The sequence below is a fragment of the Candidatus Eremiobacteraceae bacterium genome (assembly GCA_036511855.1).
In the GTDB taxonomy this organism is placed as follows: domain Bacteria; phylum Vulcanimicrobiota; class Vulcanimicrobiia; order Eremiobacterales; family Eremiobacteraceae; genus JABCYQ01.
In genome coordinates this window covers 1-19,401 of the sequence record DATCBN010000099.1, presented here as the reverse complement: position 1 = coordinate 19,401, position 19,401 = coordinate 1, and the positions used below count along the sequence as shown (strand labels likewise).

At 63.8% G+C, this 19,401-nt stretch carries 20 protein-coding genes; 13 read left to right on the top strand and 7 right to left on the bottom strand.

What is annotated here, in order from left to right:
• A partial coding sequence (locus tag VII69_13330; protein ID HEY5096092.1) for a S9 family peptidase occupies positions 1-1,946 on the bottom strand: 1,946 nt, incomplete at its 3' end.
• A gap of 148 nt (positions 1,947-2,094) precedes the next feature.
• On the opposite strand from VII69_13330, the gene VII69_13325 reads away from it, so the two are divergent.
• The 3 genes from VII69_13325 (at position 2,095) to VII69_13315 (ending at position 4,855) form a co-directional block, all read left to right on the top strand.
• Complete coding sequence (locus VII69_13325; GenBank protein HEY5096091.1) at positions 2,095-2,829, top strand: (Fe-S)-binding protein; 735 nt, start codon at positions 2,095-2,097, stop codon at positions 2,827-2,829.
• Entirely contained in the window at positions 2,826-4,196 is a 1,371-nt protein-coding gene (locus VII69_13320) for a lactate utilization protein B (GenBank protein ID HEY5096090.1), read from the top strand. The genes VII69_13325 and VII69_13320 overlap by 4 nt, the downstream gene beginning before the upstream one ends.
• A gap of 134 nt (positions 4,197-4,330) precedes the next feature.
• Positions 4,331-4,855, top strand: coding sequence for an LUD domain-containing protein (locus VII69_13315; protein ID HEY5096089.1), 525 nt, complete (start codon positions 4,331-4,333; stop codon positions 4,853-4,855).
• A gap of 183 nt (positions 4,856-5,038) precedes the next feature.
• Here the strand turns inward: VII69_13315 and moeB are convergent, their stop codons facing one another.
• Entirely contained in the window at positions 5,039-6,214 is a 1,176-nt protein-coding gene (gene moeB / locus VII69_13310) for a molybdopterin-synthase adenylyltransferase MoeB (GenBank protein ID HEY5096088.1), read from the bottom strand.
• Positions 6,215-6,245: 31 nt separating this feature from the next.
• On the bottom strand, positions 6,246-6,920 hold the full coding sequence (gene aqpZ / locus VII69_13305) for an aquaporin Z (protein HEY5096087.1): 675 nt from the start codon (positions 6,918-6,920) through the stop codon (positions 6,246-6,248).
• Positions 6,921-7,062: 142 nt separating this feature from the next.
• Between aqpZ and VII69_13300 the strand changes: the two genes are divergently transcribed.
• Complete coding sequence (locus tag VII69_13300) at positions 7,063-7,263, top strand: hypothetical protein (GenBank protein HEY5096086.1); 201 nt, start codon at positions 7,063-7,065, stop codon at positions 7,261-7,263.
• A gap of 5 nt (positions 7,264-7,268) precedes the next feature.
• On the opposite strand, the gene VII69_13295 is transcribed toward VII69_13300, so the two are convergent.
• Positions 7,269-7,760, bottom strand: coding sequence for a GNAT family N-acetyltransferase (locus VII69_13295; GenBank protein ID HEY5096085.1), 492 nt, complete (start codon positions 7,758-7,760; stop codon positions 7,269-7,271).
• Positions 7,761-7,779: 19 nt separating this feature from the next.
• Between VII69_13295 and VII69_13290 the strand changes: the two genes are divergently transcribed.
• From VII69_13290 to VII69_13280, 3 genes are all read left to right on the top strand, one after another.
• Entirely contained in the window at positions 7,780-9,378 is a 1,599-nt protein-coding gene (locus VII69_13290; protein ID HEY5096084.1) for a PLP-dependent aminotransferase family protein, read from the top strand.
• A gap of 123 nt (positions 9,379-9,501) precedes the next feature.
• Positions 9,502-11,070 (top strand): L-glutamate gamma-semialdehyde dehydrogenase, encoded by a 1,569-nt coding sequence (gene pruA, locus VII69_13285; GenBank protein HEY5096083.1) that lies wholly within the window; start codon positions 9,502-9,504, stop codon positions 11,068-11,070.
• A 10-nt stretch (positions 11,071-11,080) separates the two neighbouring features.
• Positions 11,081-11,416, top strand: a complete 336-nt coding sequence (locus VII69_13280) for a cupin domain-containing protein (protein ID HEY5096082.1) — start codon at positions 11,081-11,083, stop codon at positions 11,414-11,416.
• A gap of 7 nt (positions 11,417-11,423) precedes the next feature.
• On the opposite strand, the gene VII69_13275 is transcribed toward VII69_13280, so the two are convergent.
• Entirely contained in the window at positions 11,424-11,795 is a 372-nt protein-coding gene (locus tag VII69_13275) for a hypothetical protein (protein ID HEY5096081.1), read from the bottom strand.
• A gap of 145 nt (positions 11,796-11,940) precedes the next feature.
• Between VII69_13275 and VII69_13270 the strand changes: the two genes are divergently transcribed.
• From VII69_13270 to VII69_13255, 4 genes are read left to right on the top strand one after another with little or no spacing between them, the layout of a single operon-like run.
• The gene (locus tag VII69_13270; GenBank protein ID HEY5096080.1) at positions 11,941-12,621 is read left to right on the top strand and encodes a methyltransferase domain-containing protein; all 681 of its coding nucleotides are present in this window, start codon (positions 11,941-11,943) and stop codon (positions 12,619-12,621) included.
• Positions 12,558-13,775, top strand: coding sequence for an NAD(P)/FAD-dependent oxidoreductase (locus VII69_13265; protein ID HEY5096079.1), 1,218 nt, complete (start codon positions 12,558-12,560; stop codon positions 13,773-13,775). Before VII69_13270 ends, VII69_13265 begins: the two co-directional genes overlap by 64 nt.
• Positions 13,775-14,221, top strand: coding sequence for an SRPBCC family protein (locus VII69_13260; GenBank protein HEY5096078.1), 447 nt, complete (start codon positions 13,775-13,777; stop codon positions 14,219-14,221). Before VII69_13265 ends, VII69_13260 begins: the two co-directional genes overlap by 1 nt.
• Positions 14,218-15,450, top strand: coding sequence for a beta-ketoacyl-[acyl-carrier-protein] synthase family protein (locus VII69_13255; GenBank protein ID HEY5096077.1), 1,233 nt, complete (start codon positions 14,218-14,220; stop codon positions 15,448-15,450). Before VII69_13260 ends, VII69_13255 begins: the two co-directional genes overlap by 4 nt.
• A 118-nt stretch (positions 15,451-15,568) precedes the next feature.
• Here the strand turns inward: VII69_13255 and VII69_13250 are convergent, their stop codons facing one another.
• Both VII69_13250 and VII69_13245 read right to left on the bottom strand, forming a co-directional pair.
• A complete protein-coding gene (locus tag VII69_13250; protein ID HEY5096076.1) occupies positions 15,569-16,228 on the bottom strand; it encodes an anti-sigma factor in 660 nt (219 codons plus the stop codon).
• A complete protein-coding gene (locus VII69_13245; protein HEY5096075.1) occupies positions 16,225-16,899 on the bottom strand; it encodes a sigma-70 family RNA polymerase sigma factor in 675 nt (224 codons plus the stop codon). The genes VII69_13250 and VII69_13245 overlap by 4 nt, the downstream gene beginning before the upstream one ends.
• Before the next feature lie 154 nt (positions 16,900-17,053).
• On the opposite strand from VII69_13245, the gene VII69_13240 reads away from it, so the two are divergent.
• Both VII69_13240 and VII69_13235 read left to right on the top strand, forming a co-directional pair.
• Positions 17,054-18,568 (top strand): hypothetical protein, encoded by a 1,515-nt coding sequence (locus VII69_13240; protein ID HEY5096074.1) that lies wholly within the window; start codon positions 17,054-17,056, stop codon positions 18,566-18,568.
• Positions 18,569-18,599: 31 nt separating this feature from the next.
• Positions 18,600-19,401, top strand: an 802-nt coding sequence (locus VII69_13235) for a hypothetical protein (protein HEY5096073.1), incomplete at its 3' end; no start/stop codon positions are given.

Below are 19,401 nucleotides of genomic sequence, written 5' to 3'. Positions count from 1 at the left end.
ACCTTAAGCGCCGAGTATTCTTGGATCGTCTGATCGATCGGCGTGCGGATGTCCTGATCGGAGTGGATCAACATCAGCGGCGTCGTGACGTTCTTGACGTACGCAACCGGCGACTGTTTCCAATAGACGTCGGGGTGTTCCCATGGATTGCCCCAACTGTGCTTGCTGCTCTGGCCGCCGGCGAAGTCGCTCGCCAAGATCAGCGTTTCGAGATTGCTCGCAACCCGTTCGGCCACCGCGCATTTGAAGCGATTGCTGTGGCCGACGATCCAAAGCGTGGCATAGCCGCCGTAGCTGCCGCCGGATACCGCGAGCCGCGAGGCGTCGACGTCGGGTCTGCGCACCGCGGCGTTGAGCACAGCCATCTCATCGTCGAACATCGGATCGCCCCAGTTGCCGTTGAGATCGGCCTCGAACTGATAGCCGAAGCCCACACTCCCGCGCGGATCCGCATAGACGACGTTGTATCCCTGTGCCGCGAGATATTGGAATTCGTGGAAGAACGAATTGCCGAACTCGGTCTCAGGCCCGCCGTGGATGTCGAGGATGGTGGGATAGCGTCGTCCTGCAACCGCATTCGGCGGGCGCATGATCCAGGCGTGCACGTCGAGACCCGCCGAATCTTTTACCGTGAACGCCTCGGGATCGGAAACGGCCACGCTCGCGAGATAGTCGCGGTTGGTGAACGACAATTGGCGCGGGTCCGCGCCCGATGTCGATGCGACGTAGACTTCGCCGGGATGCGTTGCGTCGGATGAAACGTACGCGACGCGGGAGCCATCGTCGCTCATCGAGCACTCGGAGATCTCGAGCGATCCGCCGATGATGGTTTGAGCCGCACCGCTCTGTGCGTCGAACTTCATCAGCGCGGTGCCGCCGGGCGTGCTGACGTCGGCAATGAACCAGTGCGCCTGCGAGTCGAAGAGCGGACCACATCCGTTGCCGCCCTCTTTTGTGTCGGTGAGCACGGCGTCGCCAAACGCATATTTATTCCCCGCCACGACGGTGTACCGGTCGCTTCCGTCCAAACGTGCGTGTGCGATAGCCGGATAGCCGGCGGGATCCGCGGAGGTGTTTTCCCCGTACCAAATCGACGAGCCATCGGGGGACCAGACCGGGCCGTTGATGGAATCGGCCGGCAGCGGAACCTTGTGCATCGCGCCGCCGGTAGAAGACATGATATAGGCATCGCTGCGGAACTGCATCGCATCGAAGCCTCGATACGATCCGAAGAGGACGAGCTTGTCGTCGGGCGACCATGAGGCCTGACCTTCGGAGTAGGTGGTCCCGGAAGTCAGCGCCTTCGCTCCGCTGCCGTCGGAGTTCACCGTCCACAGATGCACCGTTTTCGTCCAGGTCTCGCCGCGGCCGTTGTCTTCGAAGTGAAGCACGTTGATGGTGCGGACGTCGCTCGTGCGCTGGTCGTCCGTCGGTGTGAAGCCTGCAGCTTTCCAGTCCACGTTCGTCTTCGGCATGGGGAGAGTCGTGGAAGATTGGAAGAGTATGCGCGTGCCCGCGTGCGACCACTGCGGTGCGAACGCGCCTCCCGCGACGTTCGTGATGCGCTGGGCTTCGCCGCCGCCGAGCGAGATTCTGTATATCTGCGATTTCTCGGCACGTCCGCTGTCGAACGCGAGCCAGCGGTCGTCCGGCGACCACGATGGATCTCCGTCGCTGTCGCCGCGAGTCAGTTGCCAGACTTTGCCGCTCTCGACATCGACGATCCACAAGTTGTTGAGGTAGGTGTTCTTCGGCCCGTCGAGCTTCGTCACGACGAACGCCACGCGCTTGCCGTCGTGCGAGATCTGCGCCGACGACACAAGCGAAAGCTTGAAGAGGTCTTCAGCCGTCACCGGCCGCGGCGCCGCAAGAACGGGTGCATTGCCAAGAAAAACGACCGTCGCGACGGCGGCCGCACAGAAAAAAGCGCGGGATCGGATATGCATGCGTGATTACTCCAATTTGTCGACACGAGGGTTTTGGACGGACCAAACCTAGCGGCGTCAATTTCTCCGCGCGCCAAACTCGCCCTGTGAACCCGACTTGTTTTGCGCGATAAGGGGCTATGCGGCTTAAGGCAGAACCGCTGGAGCGATGAACGATGCGCGAGCCTATCATCGCGGCGAGCCAGTGGCGCTGTTCGTTCCGTGCTTCGTCGACGTGTTCAATCCCGAGGTTGCGCGGGCGGCAGTGACCGTGCTAGAACGCCTGGGCGTCAACGTGGAGTATCCGCCCGGACAAACGTGTTGCGGCCAACCCGCGTACAATGCCGGCAATTGGCCGCTCGCCGCGGCGATCGCGCAGCGATTCGCGAACGTTTTCAATGAATATCCGTGGATTGTGACGCCATCCGGATCGTGCGCAGCGATGGCGCGAGCCGGCTTTGCGCACATGGATCCGTTGTCTAGCGCTACGTCCGTCGGCGATCGCGTCTACGATTTCGCGTCGTTTCTCACCGGTGTGCTTGGAGTCGGCGATGTCGGCGCGCGCTTCCCTCACCGCGTCACGTTTCACGAAGGCTGCCACGCGCGTCGCGAACTGAGGTCGGTCGACGCATCGCTCACGCTGCTGCGCTCGGTGCGCGATCTCACCCTCATCGATTTGCCCATGGCCGAAGAGTGCTGCGGCTTTGGTGGGTCGTTCAGCGTTTCGTTCGACGCGCTGTCCACGTCGATGGGCGAAGCGAAGTGCGTCAATGCGATGTCGACCGGCGCCGAATTCCTCGTCTCGGGTGATCCGAGCTGTATGCTGCACGTCGATGGGATGCTGCGCAATCGGTCATCGGCATTGACAACATTGCACCTGGCTGAAGTGCTGGCGGAGACGTGAGCGCGCACTTCGATCGCGGTGCAGTCGAGCGGAGCTTTCGACGGCCAAACGCGGCTCCGGTATTGGCGGGATCGATGCAGCGATCGCTGGATCACAAGCGCGCGGCCCAAATCGACGTACCGTGGGAGGAGCTGCGTAACCAAGCGCACTCGCTGAAGGCGGACGCCATTGCGCATCTCGCCGAGTTGCTCGAACAATTCGAACGTCGATTCGTCGAGCGTGGCGGCGAAGTGGTGTGGGCGCGCACAGCCGCCGAGGCCGCGGAGGCATTCTTGCGCATCTGCCGCGCTCACGGCGCGACGTCGGTCGTCAAGGGAAAGTCGATGGTCTCCGAAGAGTTGCGGCTCAACGAAGAGCTCGCAGCCGCAGGCATCGAGCCGGTCGAGACCGATCTCGGCGAATTCATCGTCCAGCTCGCGGGCCACAAGCCGACGCATGTCATTGCCCCCGCCGCGCATCTTTCGCGTCACGACGTTGGCCACTTATTCGCGCGCAAGCTCGGGCTCGAATACACCGACGACCCCCAAGCCCTCTCCCTCGCCGCGCGCGCACACTTGCGCGCTCGCTACCTTCGCGCCGGGGTCGGCATGACCGGCGTGAACTTCGCCGTGGCGGAGACCGGCACGCTCGTGGTGGTGGAGAACGAGGGAAACGGCGGACTTTCCGCTGCGGCGCCGCCGGTGCACGTAGCTCTGATGGGTATCGAAAAGGTGATCCGGCGGACCGCCGATCTCAACATATTCCTTCAATTGCTTGCGCGTTCGGGCACCGGACAAAAAATCACCACGTATACGCATCACTTTCTCGGCCCGGAAATAGGCAAGCGTCAGTATTGCGTCATCGTCGACGCGGGCCGAACGGCGCTGCTCGCCGATCCTGACACGCGCGAAGCGCTCTATTGCATCCGATGCGGCGCATGCATGAACGTTTGTCCGGTCTACAGGCGCGTCGGCGGCGCGGCGTACGGATCCGTCTATCCCGGCCCCATCGGGGCTGTTGTGACCCCGAAGATGGTCGACCCGTCCGCCGCAGCCGTGTTGCCGTTCGCATCCACCCTTTGTGGCGCATGCAAAGACGAATGCCCGGTCAAGATCGATCTACCGTTGCAGCTCGTCCGTCTTCGCCGCGCATCGGTTGACGCTGGCGCGAGCGGCGGCGGTTTGGAACGTCGCGCGATGGGTCTATTCGCGCGGGCCATGATGAGCGTCCGCACATACGAACGCGCCGTCGCCTGGTTGCGCGCCGCCATCGCCGTCGGCAAAGCATCGCCATGGAAGCCGGGGCCGCTCGGCGCGTGGATGCGCGGCCGCGCGCTGCCGGTACCAGCCCGGCAGACTTTTCGCGAATGGTGGGCGACGCGGCCGTGAACTCAGACGCACGGACGGAGATCATGATGCGGATTCGCGCCGCGCTGCGCACTCCTTTGCCAATCGAATTCGCAGACTCACCGTCTTTCGAGCCAGCCGGGCCAGTACCGGACGATGAGGCGAATTCGGAAACCTTGAGCGCACGATTTGCGCGCGAGCTTGAATTGGTGGGTGGCGACGCCGTCATCGTCGTCGACAAAGGCATCGACGCTTTGGCGCGAGCGGTCGCCGATCACGTCGCGCGTTTGGGTTTTCACGCGATCGCTGTGCAGAGCGACGACCTTGCACGGCAGGCGGCTTCACAGATTGCCGCGGACCGGTTGATCGAAACGTCCGGGGCGTCCGCCGAATTTTTGGAAACGGCCGACTGCGCCATCATCGCGGCCGAGTCGCTCATCGCGGATATCGGATCCGCCGTTGTCCGGGTCTCGAGCTACGAAGACCGGCTGCTGCCGTACTTGCCGCCGGCATGCATCATCGTGGGGCGCTCATCGCAATTGACGCATGGCTTGAATGACGGCGCACTTAGCGCAGGCGACGCCGAGCGCGGCGAACGAGTTTTCATCACCGGGCCGAGCCGCACGGCCGACATCGAAAAAACGGTCGTGCTCGGCGCCCACGGTCCCGGATCGCTGACGGTGTTCATCGCTCGCGATTGACGTCGGACTTGCGCGAGAATCTTCAGCGGCCATATCGATCGTCGTGGATGAACTCTGTGGGGCCGACCTCTATGGTCGGCCAAACTCGTCGCAACGGTTCAAGGCGTCGTCGCCGGCTCCGCAGCAGTACACATTCAGTCTATTTCGCAGTCGACACGCTCATCGAGGTCAACGCCGTATCCTTCAGTAGGTCGGAACCGTGGGATCTATCTCTGCGGACCAGCGCGAAATGCCGCCGTTCAAATTGTAGACATTGTCGAAACCTTGCATTCGCAACAAAGTCACCACGCGCGCGCTGCGGCCCCCGGAGTGGCAGAAGACGACGACGTCGCGAGTGCGGTCTATCTCGCCGGTGCGCTCGGAGATCTCGTACGAAGGGATGTTCGCCGTATGCGGCAGCGCTGCGAGCTCGATCTCGTCCTCGTCCCGAACGTCGAGCAATTCGAATGAATCGCCGCGGTCGAGCCTCGCCTTGATGTCTGCCGGTTGCACGTCAAAAGGCGTCTGTTGCACGAGCACACTCCCTTGCGGCTTATCGCCTGTGGTTTGACATGTCGCGTCGAATTGCATGGGCGCCTGAATCGTCGCCTTTGGTCCGCATAGCGCGCAGTTCGGATCCTTGCGTAACCGCAGCTCACGGAACGTCATCTCGACCGCATCGAAGACGAGCAGGCGGCCGGCGAGCGACTTTCCGATTCCGACGATGGCCTTGATGGCTTGCGTCGCCTGCAGCAAACCGATGATGCCGGGCAACACGCCGAGAACGCCGGCTTCTTCGCACGATGGCGCGGCGCCGGGCGGCGGCGGCTCTGGAAAGAGGCAGCGATAACACGGTCCCACGCGAGCGTCGAAAAATGACGTCTGTCCTTCAAAGCGATAGACCGCTCCATAGACGTAAGGGATTCCCAACAGCACGCAAGCATCGGTGGCGGCGTATCGCGTGGGGAAATTGTCGGTTCCGTCGATGACGATGTCGAAGCCGCACAGCAGCTCCATCGCATTGTCCGCCGTCAGCCTGACATTATGTGACTCGACGCGCACGCCCGGATTGAGCTCTTCGATGCGCGCGGCGGCGGAGGCGGTCTTGCGCTGGCCTATCGCCGCTGTGGAATGGATGACTTGTCGTTGCAGATTCGAAGCGTCGACGAGATCATCGTCGATGATGCCGAGCGTCCCGACTCCCGCCGCAGCGAGATAGAGGGCAGCCGGCGACCCGAGTCCGCCGGCGCCGATCAGCGCGACGCGCGCGGCCTTGAGCTTGCGTTGGCCAGCAAGCCCCACTTCCGGAAGAATGAGGTGGCGAGCGTATCGCGCACGCTCGTCGCGCGAGAGCGAACCTTCGATTTCAGTTACCGACATAGACGTTCTCGATTCGCCGTCGCGTGCCGAATCACTCGCGGACGAGCCGGTAGACGATGGCCGCGAGAATGCCGCCCGCGATCGGTGCGAGGATGAACAGCCAGAGCTGACCGAGCGCCCATCCGCCGACGAACAAGGCCGGACCAAGGCTTCGAGCCGGGTTGATCGACGCGTTCGTCACCGGGATGGCCGCGAAATTGGTGACCGCGAGCGCGAACCCGATCGGCAGGCCGGCAAATCCGGCGGGCGCCTTATCGGCGGTCGCTCCGATCACCGTCAGCACGAGCACGAACGTGAAGAACATCTCGGTGAGGAATGCCGCGGTTTGGCCATATCCGCCAGGCGAGTGATCACCGAATCCGTTAGCGGCAAAACCGGTAACAGAAACGTCGTACCCGCCCGCGACGCCGCCTGCGATCACGAACAACACGAGCGACGCGAGAATGGCGCCGACGCATTGCGCGACGATGTAGCCGGGCACGTCCGCCCACTTGCACTTGCCGGCCGCCGCGAGACCGAACGTGACGGCCGGATTGATGTGACAACCGGAGATCGGGCCGATCGCGTAGGCCATCGCGACGAGCGTCAGCCCAAACGCAAGTGAGATGCCGACAGGTCCGAGGGCCTTGCCGTCGAGCACGGCTGAGCCGACGCCGACGAGCACCAACACGAACGTGCCAATGAATTCCGCCAGATATCTTTTCATGCCGTCCTCCAAGTACGTCGAATTTGAACGGCGATGAATTGCTGAAATTCGCCGGTAAGCCCTTGCGCGACTCGGCCGGCGCCGCGATATAGGCTCGATAGATGAACCGGGGCGTCTGACCCCGTATAGCGCGGTGATGAGTGTGGAAGAAGGGACGTCGAGCATCGCGCTCGATCTGCGGCATATCGGGCGCGTCAACGACAAGGACATGGCGATTCGCGATCCCGGAATGGAGATGTCCAAGCCCGGATCTCCCGACTTGCGCCGCCGCAAATTCACGGTTCAGTTGCCGGGTCGCGCACAGACGCCCGGCGCGGACAATCCGCCGAACACGCCGCGCTGACCGGGTCAAAGCTTTAGTATCATCTCGTTCGTGAGCGCAAAGCCGAGCGATTCGTAAATACCGCGTCCAAATGAGGAGGCGTGCAATTTTGCCTCGGTGCAGCTCGTGCCCCGCAGCCAGCGCAGCGCGGCATCTGTCAACCCGCGCGCGATGCCGCGCCGGCGGAATTTGGGCAAGACGTAGACGCCGATTATCCAGCCGGTTTTCGGACGCGTTAGCAAAGTAGACGCCCAGGAATCGTCGACGAACGCGCACGACGATCCGACGAATTCCTCGCCGACTCGCGCAAGGTGCCACTGCGCGCAGCCCTCCGACGTCCGCCGGGCGAAATATGCGGTTTCGCGTTCCGCCCAGTCGGGGCGGAGCCCGGCGACGGACATTCCAAGCTCCACCTTCATCGTGTGCCGGAAGCGGACGCCGATCTCGATCTCGCCCGGCGACGTTACCGCCGCGATGATGGGTTTTGCCGCATCGCTGTCTTGACTATTCGTATTCATTGGCCTTATTGTTATACTAGTGAATAGAGTCAATAAGAACACCGCGAGCGGCGTCTTGCAGATCGTGGTGCTGAACGCCCGCGACCGAAGGCCGTTATATCAGCAATTGGCTGAGGGCATCGCCCTGCAGATCCGCAATGGCGTCGTGACCATAGGTGCGAGGCTGCCTTCGCTTCGCGAACTCGCGCGCACGCACGAAGTGGCGCTCGTGACCGCAAGCCAGGCGTATGAAGCGCTCGCCTCCGAGGGCTTGGTAGTTTCCCGGACGGGCCGCGGCACCTTCGCGACGTACGACGGCGCCGCCGCAATCGGATCGGGCCGCTTGAATGGACAGGGCGGCGTGGCTCACGACACCCGGTCGTCGATCAATGACATCGATTCCGTCATCTCGCCGGACGGCGCACAAAACCGGCGCGTCGCCGCGATGCATTTGTCGCGCTGGTCGGTGCGCGCAGGCACGATCGCGCTTTCGAACGGCCACACCGCGCCGGAAACCTATCCATTGCCCGATTTCGCACGCTGCTATGCGCGCACGTTCCTCGACGATCCCGCCGAGATCCATCAGTATCGCGCCGATCGCGGCGACGAGCGCTTGCGCGAACTCTTCGCCGAACGCTTGCGGGCGCGCGGCGCTGACATCGGACCCGACGACATCTTGATCGTGAGCGGCGCGCAACAGGCGCTCAGCCTCGTTGCAGAGACGTTCCTTGAACAAGGAGATTTCGCCGCCGCGGAAGCGCCGACGTATTTCTCAGCGTTGGAAGTGTTCGACCAGCGCAGGGTCTCGTGGGTGAACGTCGCGCGCGATGCGGACGGCGTGCTGCCGGACTCGCTTCGCGATGGCGTGCGGCGGTTCTCTCCGCGTTTGCTTTATCTCAATACCGCGGCGCACAATCCTACAGGCGGTTTCCTGGCTCGGGCGCGACATCGGCCCATCCTCGAGACCGTGCGCGCCGCGAAACTCACGGTGGTCGAGGATCAGACGTGCTGGCCCCTTTGCTACGATGGCGAAGCGCCGCCTCCGCTGCTGGCTTCGTCGCGCGACGACGCCGTGGTGACCATAGAAAGCCTATCGAAACTTCTGTTTCCGAGCCTTCGCATCGGCTACATCGCGGCTCGCGGCGCAGCGATGCGAGCGTTGTATGCGGCGAAGTTGCGCGCGGACACATTCACGACGACGGTTGCGCAGCGCGCGTTGGTGCGCTTCCTGGAATCCAAAGCGGCTAACCGTCACTTGCGGGCAGCGCGTTTTCTCTACGGCCGCCGGCGTGACGCGCTGATGAAAGAGCTGCGCCGGGTCGTGCCCGACGGCACGCGCCTGAGCACGCCGTCCGGCGGCGTCAACGTCTGGGTCGAATTGCCGCGCGGCTGGTCATCGGTCGATTTATTCGGATACGCAGCGCGCGAAGGTGTGCTGTTCCTACCCGGCGCGGCGTTTTTCCCGACGACGCCCGCCAACAACGCGTTGCGGCTCTCGTACGGCACGCTGCCCGAAGAACTCGCTGCAGAGGCGATGGCACGATTCGGCCGGGCGATGCGCGCGTATGCCGCCGCCAGAAAATCCGGCAAGCGTCTCGCGGCCGGCACGGATTCTCAAGGTGTTGTCGCGGCGGTGTGAGGAGTTGAGTTGGCGAGCTGAAGCTCGCCGGCCGACCATAAAAGTCGGCCCTACAGATAGCTCACAGGGGCCGGGCCGCGACCGCGCCAAACTCCACATCCCACCAGAGATAAGGAAGAAGATATGGCAACCGTTCTCGACACGATCGCCCCGTTCGCCAACGAGCCGATCATCACGTTTCGCGATGAGAAGTCCAAGTCGGCGATGCTGGACGCGCTCAAATCCGTCCGCGCCAGTTTCGGCACGACATACGACCTGGTCATCGGCGGCAAACGCGTGACGTCGCCGAAACAGACCGCGTCGAACAACCCCTCCAAGCCGTCCGAAGTGATCGGCACCGTGCAGGCCGCCACAGTCGAGCAGGCTCAAGCGGCGGTCACGGCCGCAGAGGCAGCGTTCAAAACCTGGTCGCGCGTCCCCGCTTCTCGCCGCGCCGACCTGCTGTTCAAGGCGGCCGCGGAAGTGCGCCGGCGCCGGTTCGAATTCGACGCGTGGCTCGTGCTCGAGGTTGGAAAAAGTTGGATCGAGGCAGATGGAGATGTCGCTGAAGGCATAGACTTCCTCGAGTATTACGCGCGCGAGATGCTGCGCTTCGACGGTACCCATCCGGTCACGCCGATCCCCGGTGAAAAAAATGGGATGCACTACATACCATTGGGCGTCGGTGTGATCATCCCGCCGTGGAACTTCGCGTTCGCCATCATGGTGGGCATGACCGCAGCGTCGATCGTCACCGGCAACACCGTCGTTCTCAAGCCCTCAAGCGATTCGCCGGTCGTTGCTGCAAAGTTCGTCGAACTGCTCGAGAGCGTCGGCTTGCCACCGGGCGTCTTGAACTTCATAACCGGATCTGGCGGCGCCATCGGCGATGAATTGGTTAAAAATCCCCGCGTGCGTTACATCGCCTTCACCGGTTCGAAAGAAATCGGACTGCGCGTGAATCAACTGGCGGCCCAACCGCAACCCGGTCAGATCTGGATCAAACGTGTGGTGGCCGAGATGGGCGGCAAGGATTCGATCGTCGTCGCCGCCGACGCCGATCTCGATGCCGCCGTTGAAGGCGTGGCGCAAGCCGCGTACGGATACCAAGGACAGAAGTGCTCGGCGTGCTCGCGCGCAATCGTCGAAGCGCCCATCTACGACGAATTCATCGCCAAACTCGCAGAACGAGTGAAGAAGATCAGCGTCGGCGATGCCGCCGATCCAAGCAATTACATGGGACCCGTCATCAACGAGCGCTCGCTCAAAAAGATCCAATCGTATGTCGAAGAAGGCAAACGCGAAGGACGGCTCGTGTCGGGCGGCGGGCGAGTTGGCAACGAAGGATGGTTCGCCGAACCGACCGTATTCGCGGACATCCCACCCGACGGAAAGCTGGCGCAGGAAGAGATATTCGGGCCCGTTTTGGCAGTGATCAAGGCGAAGGACTTCGATCACGCGCTCGAGATCGCCAACAACACGGAGTTCGGGCTCACCGGCGCTGTCTACTCGAGCGACGCCGCTAAGCTCGCCCGAGCGCGCGACGAATTCCACGTCGGCAATCTGTATTTGAATCGCAAGTGCACGGGCGCGATGGTCGGTGCGCATCCGTTCGGCGGGTTCAACATGTCGGGGACCGACTCCAAGGCAGGCGGCCCGGACTATCTCTTGCTGTTCATGCAGGCCAAGTCGGTGAGCGAGAAAATCGGTTAGCGACGACGCAGTGACGGATCGACATCACTTTCCGCTCGAATCGGCGGCGGCGTTAGGTCCGTCACCCGGATCGCTTGCCGCCGACGTGTTCACGCATGGAACGCTCTCGCTGGAATTCTATGCGCCTCACGGCGTGGACGAGCAGCGGACGCACACGCGAGATGAGCTCTACGTGATCGCGAGCGGCAGCGGTTGGTTCAAAAACGGCGATGTCCGGCATCGTTTCGCGACCGGCGACGCGCTATTCGTGCCGGCCGGAATCGATCACCGGTTCGAGGACTTCAGCGATGACTTCGGCACGTGGGTGATGTTCTACGGGCCCGCGGGTGGTGAATCGGGCGCCTGACCTCTGATCAGTGGCGGCGGAACCAGACCTGTAGTCCGCTGCACGCGCCAAACGCGACGATCTCTGCTTCGAGTCTACGAAGCCAATCGCGCGATGGCACGGTGCTCTTGTCCCAAGATATCGTCACACCGCTGAGGCCGGGCGTGATGCGGCTTTGCACCATGCAGCCCGCGAGATCCGCGGCGGCGGCGATGAATTGATCGAATGCCGCTCCCATTTCCCTGGGTGTGGCCATAGGGCGCGTGAGGACGAACGCGAGCGCGTCGTCAACGCTTTGGACGTCGGAGGTATGCTCGCGGCTGACGGCTCGTGCGGCGCGGGTTGCGATCGCGATGACATCGGCCGGCACGGCTGCTCCGTCGGAGTGTTTTCTGGGCATAGTTTTCGTGCTGCTCGCGCTCACAATGCTTCGGATACCTTTCGAGGCGCATGTCGCCCGTTCAATAGGACAATCATACCCAACTTAAAGCCAAAGCGGAAGTGGGCGGGTCGAGAAGTGACCTGCGTCGTACCGAGTCGTTCCAATGCAACGCTTAGCGCAAGCTGAACTCATGGACGACGAGGGCGCGGGCTCGCCAAACGAGTGGAGCGAGAACTTCCGCGACCTCGCGATGATCAATAAATGGCTTGGTGGCGTGCGCGCAACTGTGATAGAAGTCAACCGGCTGGCCGTGTCCCCGCGCACGATTCTCGACATCGGCACCGGCAGCGCCGATATGCCGGTCGCCATCGTCGATCACCTTCGCGCGCGCGGCATCTCATCCACATGCGTCGCGCTCGACCGTTCGGCCCGGGCGCTCACCGCCGCGGCCGAGCGCGTGCGGGGACGGACCGACATCGAACTCGTCCATGCCGATGCAGGCGCGCTTCCCTTTCCCGACCGCAGCTTCGATCTCGTCACGTGCAATCTTGCGCTGCATCACTTCGATCCCCCGGAGGCGGTCCGCGCGCTCGCCGAGATGGCGCGGGTCGGACGCGACGTGATCGTCAACGATCTGCGGCGAAGCGTGGCGGGCTGGCTGCTGGCAAGGGCCGCGTTTCCGCTTTTCACCCGGAATCGATTCACACTGCACGACGGTCCACTTTCCGTGCGGCGCGCGTACTCGCCAAGCGAGGCTCGCGCGCTTGCGTTCGAAGCGCGTTGGACGCGCATCTCGGCGCGCACGCATTTCGCCGCACGGATGACGCTGTCGGGTGGCCGATGAACGCCGACGTGATGATCGTCGGCGCAGGGCCGGCCGGGTCGTCCATCGCGTTGCGCCTCGCGCGCGTCGGCGTCGACGTGGCGCTTCTCGAACGCTCACGTTTTCCGCGCACGAAAGTCTGCGGCGAATACCTGAGCCCCGGAGCGATCGCGGCGTTACGCGATCTGCGCTGCGCCGATGCCGTGCTTTCCGGAGCTCACCGGTTGCGTCGCGTCTCGCTCGCCGCATTCGGCTCCGACCCCGTGCTCCTGACCTTGCCGGGCGATGGAGCGCTTTCGCTGTCGCGAGCGACGCTCGACAACGCGCTTCGCGATGCAGCCCTCTCGTGCGGCGCACGCGAAGTGCACGGCGCATTTCTTCACGCGGTGGATGAAGGGGAAATGCTGCGCGTCGCCTTCCGCGATGCCGATGGAGCCGATCAGTCGAGTCGCGTTCGGGTCTTGATCGGTGCGGATGGCGCATGGTCTACCGTGGCAGCGCGCTGCGGGCTTGCCGGCGCGCAAGGTCGCGGCGGGCGTTGGGCGGTCGGCGGTCACTTACGTGGCGCGAGTAGCCGCTCGGACGACACCTTAGAGATGTGCATCGGCGCCGGCGGCTACTACGCGCGCAATCCGCTCGGTGACGAGATAACAAACGCGATGCTGGTGATGCCCCGCCCCGTTGCCGGCGATGAGGCCGCCGACGCGATCGTCGACGAGCTGTCCGCCGGCCGCTTGCGCTTTGAGGCTTCGCGTCTCGAAAAGCGCGTCGCGGTCGGACCGCTGCGATACGAACCCGCGCGCCTCGTTGCCGGACGGGTCATGTTGACCGGCGACGCTGCCGGCATGCTCGATCCGTTCGTCGGCCAAGGCGTCGCGATCGCGCTGGAAAGTTCGAGCGCCGGCGCCGACGCGGCACTTGCATTGCTTGCTGGCCAACGCGCGTCCCACGTGGCCCGCGCGCTTGGGCGCGCCCGGCGCGAACTCGTTCTGCCGCGCCGCATTCTGGCCGCGGCAGTCGATTTGGTCATACGCACGCCGCTCATGCGGGCGCGCGCGGCTCGAAGCGTGCGACGAGATCCTGCGGTCGCGGAAACCGTGTTGGCGGCGATCGCGGGGGCCGCACCCGCTGCCCGCGCACTCTCGCCGGCGCTGCTCGCACGGCTGCTCGCGTGATGCATGCTTCGACGTCGATCGACATCGCCGCTCCGGCTCACGAGATCTACGCACTCGCCGAGGACGTGAGCCGCTGGCCGGAGCTGCTTCCTCACTACCGTTACGTGCACGTCCTCACGGAGGGGCCGCGGGAACGGCTCGCCGTGATGGCTGCCCGGCGCGGGCGGATCGGCGTGCGCTGGACCGCGGTCGAGCGTCTCGATCCGGCAACTCCTCGAATCGAATTCACTCACGTTTCAGGCTGGACTGCTGGAATGGAAGTTGCGTGGCGCTTCGAACCGCTGCCCAATGGGACGCGGGTGATCATCGAGCACGAACTCGATTTCAGGCTCGTTCCATTCGTAGGCGACTGGATCGGCCGGCGGATCATCGGGGACTACTTCATCCAAGCCATTGCGAGCAAGACGCTCGCTTGCTTCAAAGCACTAGCGGAGGCCCGCACGTGAAGAGCCGCGTCTTCATCACCGGTATCGGAGCGATCACGCCGATCGGCATCGGCCGCAAGGAATTGTGGGCCAGCGCGCTCGCGGGCAAGCGCGGTGTGAAGGCGCTCGACAGGTTCGATGTCACGGACATGCGATCAAAGGTCGCCGGGCAGATCGACGATTTCGACGCTGTGGCATTTCTCAACCGCAAACAGGCGCAGCGCACCGAACGGTTCAGCCAGTTCGCGATTTCGGCGGCGCGTCTCGCGTTCGATGATGCCGGCGTGACGCCTAGCGGCGACGATCCGGAAATAGGCGCATGGATCGGCACCGCCCTCGGGGGTGTGGTCTTCGCCGAATCGCAGTATAAGAGCTATAGCGAGCACGGGCTACGCGGGGTTCATCCATCGCTCGCCCTCAATGTCTTCGGCGCCTCATCGTGTTGCAACGTCGCCATCCACTTCGGATTGCACGGTCCCACGCAGTCGAACTCCAATTCGTGTGCCGCCGGCGCCGTCGCCATCGGTGATGCGTTTCGTGCCGTCCGCGATGGCGTTTGCCGAGCGGCCCTCGCCGGTGGCGTTGAGGCGCCGCTAGCGCCGCTCACCTTCGGCGCGTTCGACATCATCAAGTCGATGTCGACGCGAAACGCTGATCCAGGGTCGGCGAGCCGCCCGTTCGACGCCGGCCGCGACGGGTTCGTCATGTCCGAAGGCGCGTGTCTGCTGCTCCTCGAGCGCGAAGAGGAGGTGGTGGCGCGCGGCGCGGTGCCGTACGCCGAAATCGCAGGCTACGGGCTCACGAATGACGGCGACCACATGACGGCGCCGCGCGAAGACGGCCGTGAGGCCGGCCGCGCGATGGCGCGTGCAATGCGCGAGGCCGGCGTCGAACCGGCCCAAGTGGATCACATCAACGCGCACGGTTCGTCGACGCCGCTCAACGACTCAACCGAGAGCAGGACTATCCGTGCGCTCTTCGGCGCCGCCGCCGATCGCATAATCGTTTCGGGAACCAAAGGAATGACCGGGCACGCGCTCGGTGCGACCGGCGCGATCGAGGCTGGGCTGTGCGCGATGGGCATCCTCGAAGGCGTCGTCGTGCCCACGATCAATTTGGAGATGCCGGGCGCCGACTGCGACCTGCGCTATTCGCCCGAAGTGCCGACCCCGCTCAAACAAGACGTGGTGCTGTCCAATAGTTTCGGATTCGGCGGACTCAACGCGGCGCTCGTATTTCGCGCTGCTTAATACTGTAATACCGACGATCTAATTAGAGGGCAACCGTACTAGGGTGAGCATCGCTCACCCAATTGGGCAAGCGATGCTTGCCCTAGTACGAGCTCACCCTCCTACCAAAAGGAATCAATTAGTCAAGCGTTGCCGCGACGAATGGTTTCGTGGTCGGCGCTTGCGAGCCGCCGGCCGGCTCGATGGTGACGGCGATCAGCGTACCTTTCGGCTGACCCGAAGGCACCTCGACAGCGGCTCGACCGCCTGCGTCGGGAACAAAAGTCGGCTCCGGTACCGGCTTGCCACCTGGCTGGATGATCCACGCCTGATACACTTTGCCCGACGGCAGAGCCGCAAGTCCATTCGCTTCGACTCGCAGCACGCCGCCCGCCGCAACCACGCGGCCGCTCACGCCGCAAGCGGTGGGCGAAGGCAGACACGCGAGTGGCCACGTGGACCCGCTCGGCGTGTGAAAGACGAAGAGCGCGGCGATCACGGCGGCGACACCGACGAGTGCCGCATAAAAGCGCTTGCGCCGGAAAATGGATACGACGCTCTTGGACCGCGGCTGCGCGGCTGCGGCGGCCAATACGATCGCTCGCAGATCCGGCGGCGGCGGGGTGGCGACCGACGCCGCAAGCCCGCTTGCCGCGACCATCGCGTCGGCATACTCCTTGCGGCACACGTCGCACGTGAGGATATGTGCGCGCACCATGGCGCACTCCGTCGCGTCGACGGCGTTGAGGGCGTACAGCGCGGCGAGCTCCCGCATTTCGTCGGTGTGCGCCGTGCTCATGTCGGCACCACTTGCTGCAAGGACTCGAGGAGCTTGCGCAGACCCATGCGGATGCGGCTTTTCACGGTTCCGAGGGGTGCGTTCAGCCGATCGGCCACCTCGCGATAGCTGAGGCCCGCGAAATATGCTTGCTCGATTGCGATGCGCTGATCTTCGGGAAGGGCTGCAACGGCTGTGGCGAGCGCGGTCGCCCGCACGCGCTCGAAGACTTGTTCTTCGAGCGCACCCTCGGCCGGCAGGTCGATTGAGATTTCGGGTTCGCGCGTACGCACGGCCGCACTGCGTAAGATATCGAGCGACGCGTTTCGCGCGACGCGAGCGATCCACGCCGCGAAGTTGCCGCCGGCGAACGCTTCAGGCCTCGCCCACACTTGGAGAAAAACGGATTGGGTGACGTCTTCGGCTTGCTCCCGGTTGCCGAGCACACGCTTTGCGACGCCGTACACGAGCGCAGAGTGTTTGTCGTATAACGCCGCGAACGCGCCGTGGTCGCCATCGGCAATACGCTTGACAATCGTGCCATCGTCAATCTGCACGACGGCGTTTTCGCCCGCGCCGCTGCCGGCGCCTCTGGACGCGACCGGACGCAAGACGCGCACTGCGTTGTCCGCGCGGACAAAGAAGCGCTCCACAAAGGGAGGTCGGTCGGCCGTCATTCGAAGCATGGTCATCCGTATAACGGTCCAGTGTGCTCATCGGCTTGCTGCTGCCGCAAAATTCCGCGCGTCACCGTAATCCGAATTCAGTCGTCGCCCGTTAATGACGAAGATGAGCGATAGCTTGCGTCGGTTCCCATCCTGTAAACGCATTGCGGCTTGGGCCGCGTTGTTTGCGGCGCTTCTTTGCTTCGCCGGCTCTCGCGGAACGGCATCGGCGCATCCGTTGGGCAACTTCACGATCAACCATCTCGTGAAAGTGCGCCAGTCGGGCGATGCGCTGCGTATCCGCTATGCTCTAGACATGGCCGAGATCCCGACGTTCGCCGTCATGCGTGCGCGAAGCGCGAGCGGCGTGCTAGACAAGTCCGGCCTGCGAGCGTGGGCCGATTCGGAGGTCACCGTCGTGACTGGCGGCTTGTTGGTCGCAGCCCAAGGCACTCGGCTTCCGTTAGTTGCGCTGGGCGCACCGCTTGTGCGCACGCGCCCGGGAGCCGGCGGACTGCCCACGCTCTACTGGGTCGACGATTTTCTCGTTCGCCCGGGAGCGGCTCGAACGCTCACCATCGACGACCGGACATTTCCCGACCGGATAGGTTGGAAAGACGTCGTGATCGCGCCCGCAACCGAGCCGACCGACGAACTCACGCACTATCCCACCGCGATGTTGACGTCGCCGCGCGACGTGAGCACCGCGACGCTAAGGCGACCGGCGAGCAACACGTGGATCGCCGCATCGGCCGCCGCTCCGGGCGCAGATGCCGCAGCACCGTCATCACAGATCCGTTCGAACGCCCTTGCCGACATGATGGCGCGCGGGCCCACAAGCGTGCTCGTCGTTGTTCTCACTCTGCTCGCCGCGATCGGTCTCGGCGCGCTGCACGCGCTGGAACCGGGGCACGGCAAGACGTTGCTCGCCGTCTCGCTCGTCGGCGCGCGCGCAACGCCGAAACAAGCTTTACTACTTGCCGCCGGCTTGACGATCGCCCACACTGCCGGCGTACTTCTCCTCGGTCTCGCGTTGCTCTCGGCAGCGCAGTGGATCGTGCCGGAAGCGGTCTACCCGTGGGTCACCGTGATCTCCGGCGTCGCAGTCGTCTGGCTTGGAGCGAACGCGCTCGCGCGTTTTGTCCGCTCAAGACGAGGCGACGCTCACGAGCACGGTCATAGACATGAGCATGGTCAAGGCCTCGACGCCGGCCACGACCATAGCCACAGCGCGCACGGCCACAGCCACGCTATTCCAGGAAATGCGCCGCTCTCGTTTCGCAGCGTCATGCTCATCGCCATGAGCGGCAACATCGCGCCCTGCCCGGCCGCGCTCGTCGTCATGCTCACGGCGCTGACGTTGCACCAGCTCGGATACGGCCTCATCATCATCGTGGCATTCGGTGTTGGTCTCGCCGCGGTGCTCACCGGACTAGGGATAGCCGTCGTACGCGGAGCTGCGCTCATCGCGCGCAGTCCGAAATTTGAACGAGCGATCGTTTTCGGGCCGCTCATCTCCGCCGCAGTAATCTCGTTGATTGGCGCAGTGATGTTCGGTCAAGGGATTGCGAACGGCATCATCCAGGTGCCCGCGTGGTCCGTTATAGCCCTGACGATCGCAGCGATCGCAGGCTACGCGATTCGTCCGGGCCACGTTCACAGCCAGATGCATTCCAAGTCGCCGCACACCGCCTGACGTCAGGATAAGCAGAAAGGATCCTCGCGACATGATCGATTCCACGCTCCCGATCGGCCTCGGCGCTTCGGCGTTTACGGTTTTCGCGTTAGGTTTACGCCACGGCGCGGATCCGGATCATCTCGCCGCAATCGACAATCTCACGCGCAACGGCGTGTCGGCGGGCCGCAGACTCAGCAAGTTCTTTGGAACGCTCTTCGCCGGCGGCCACTCCGTCATGGTGCTGTCGATCGCAGCGCTTGCCGGCCTGCTCGGCAGCCGTATCGCCGTCAAAGGCGAGCTCATCGAAACGATCGGCACCTGGGTGAGCATACTCACGCTCTTCGCATTGGCGGCGTATAACGTCCGGCAGCTCTCGGTCCCCACCAGCAAGGGAACGTACGGGCTCAAATTCGCCCTCTTGCCGAAATCGCTTCGCGCGGCGAGCAGCCCTCTCGCCGCCATGACGATCGGATTGCTGTTCGGTCTGGGATTCGATACGTCCAGCCAAGTCGCCACATATGCCTTAGCCTTCACGACCGGCGGCGGCGTCATCGCCGCAGTCGTCATCGGTCTCATGTTTTCCGCGGGCATGGCGGTCACCGATACACTCGACAGCCTGCTCGTCCACAAACTCTATAGCCGTCATCCGCTCGAGCTCGTGAAAGCCACGCGCGTGTGGATCATCGCGGTCACCGCGCTGGCGGTCTGCGTCGGCGGCTACGAACTGGCGCAAACTCTGGGATGGCGTTCGCCGCTTCCCGATCTTGCCGTCAGCGCAATCCTTATCGCGTCGCTGCTCGCCGTGTTCGCCTTCACTATCCTATCAATGGACGGGAAGGCGGACCGGCTCG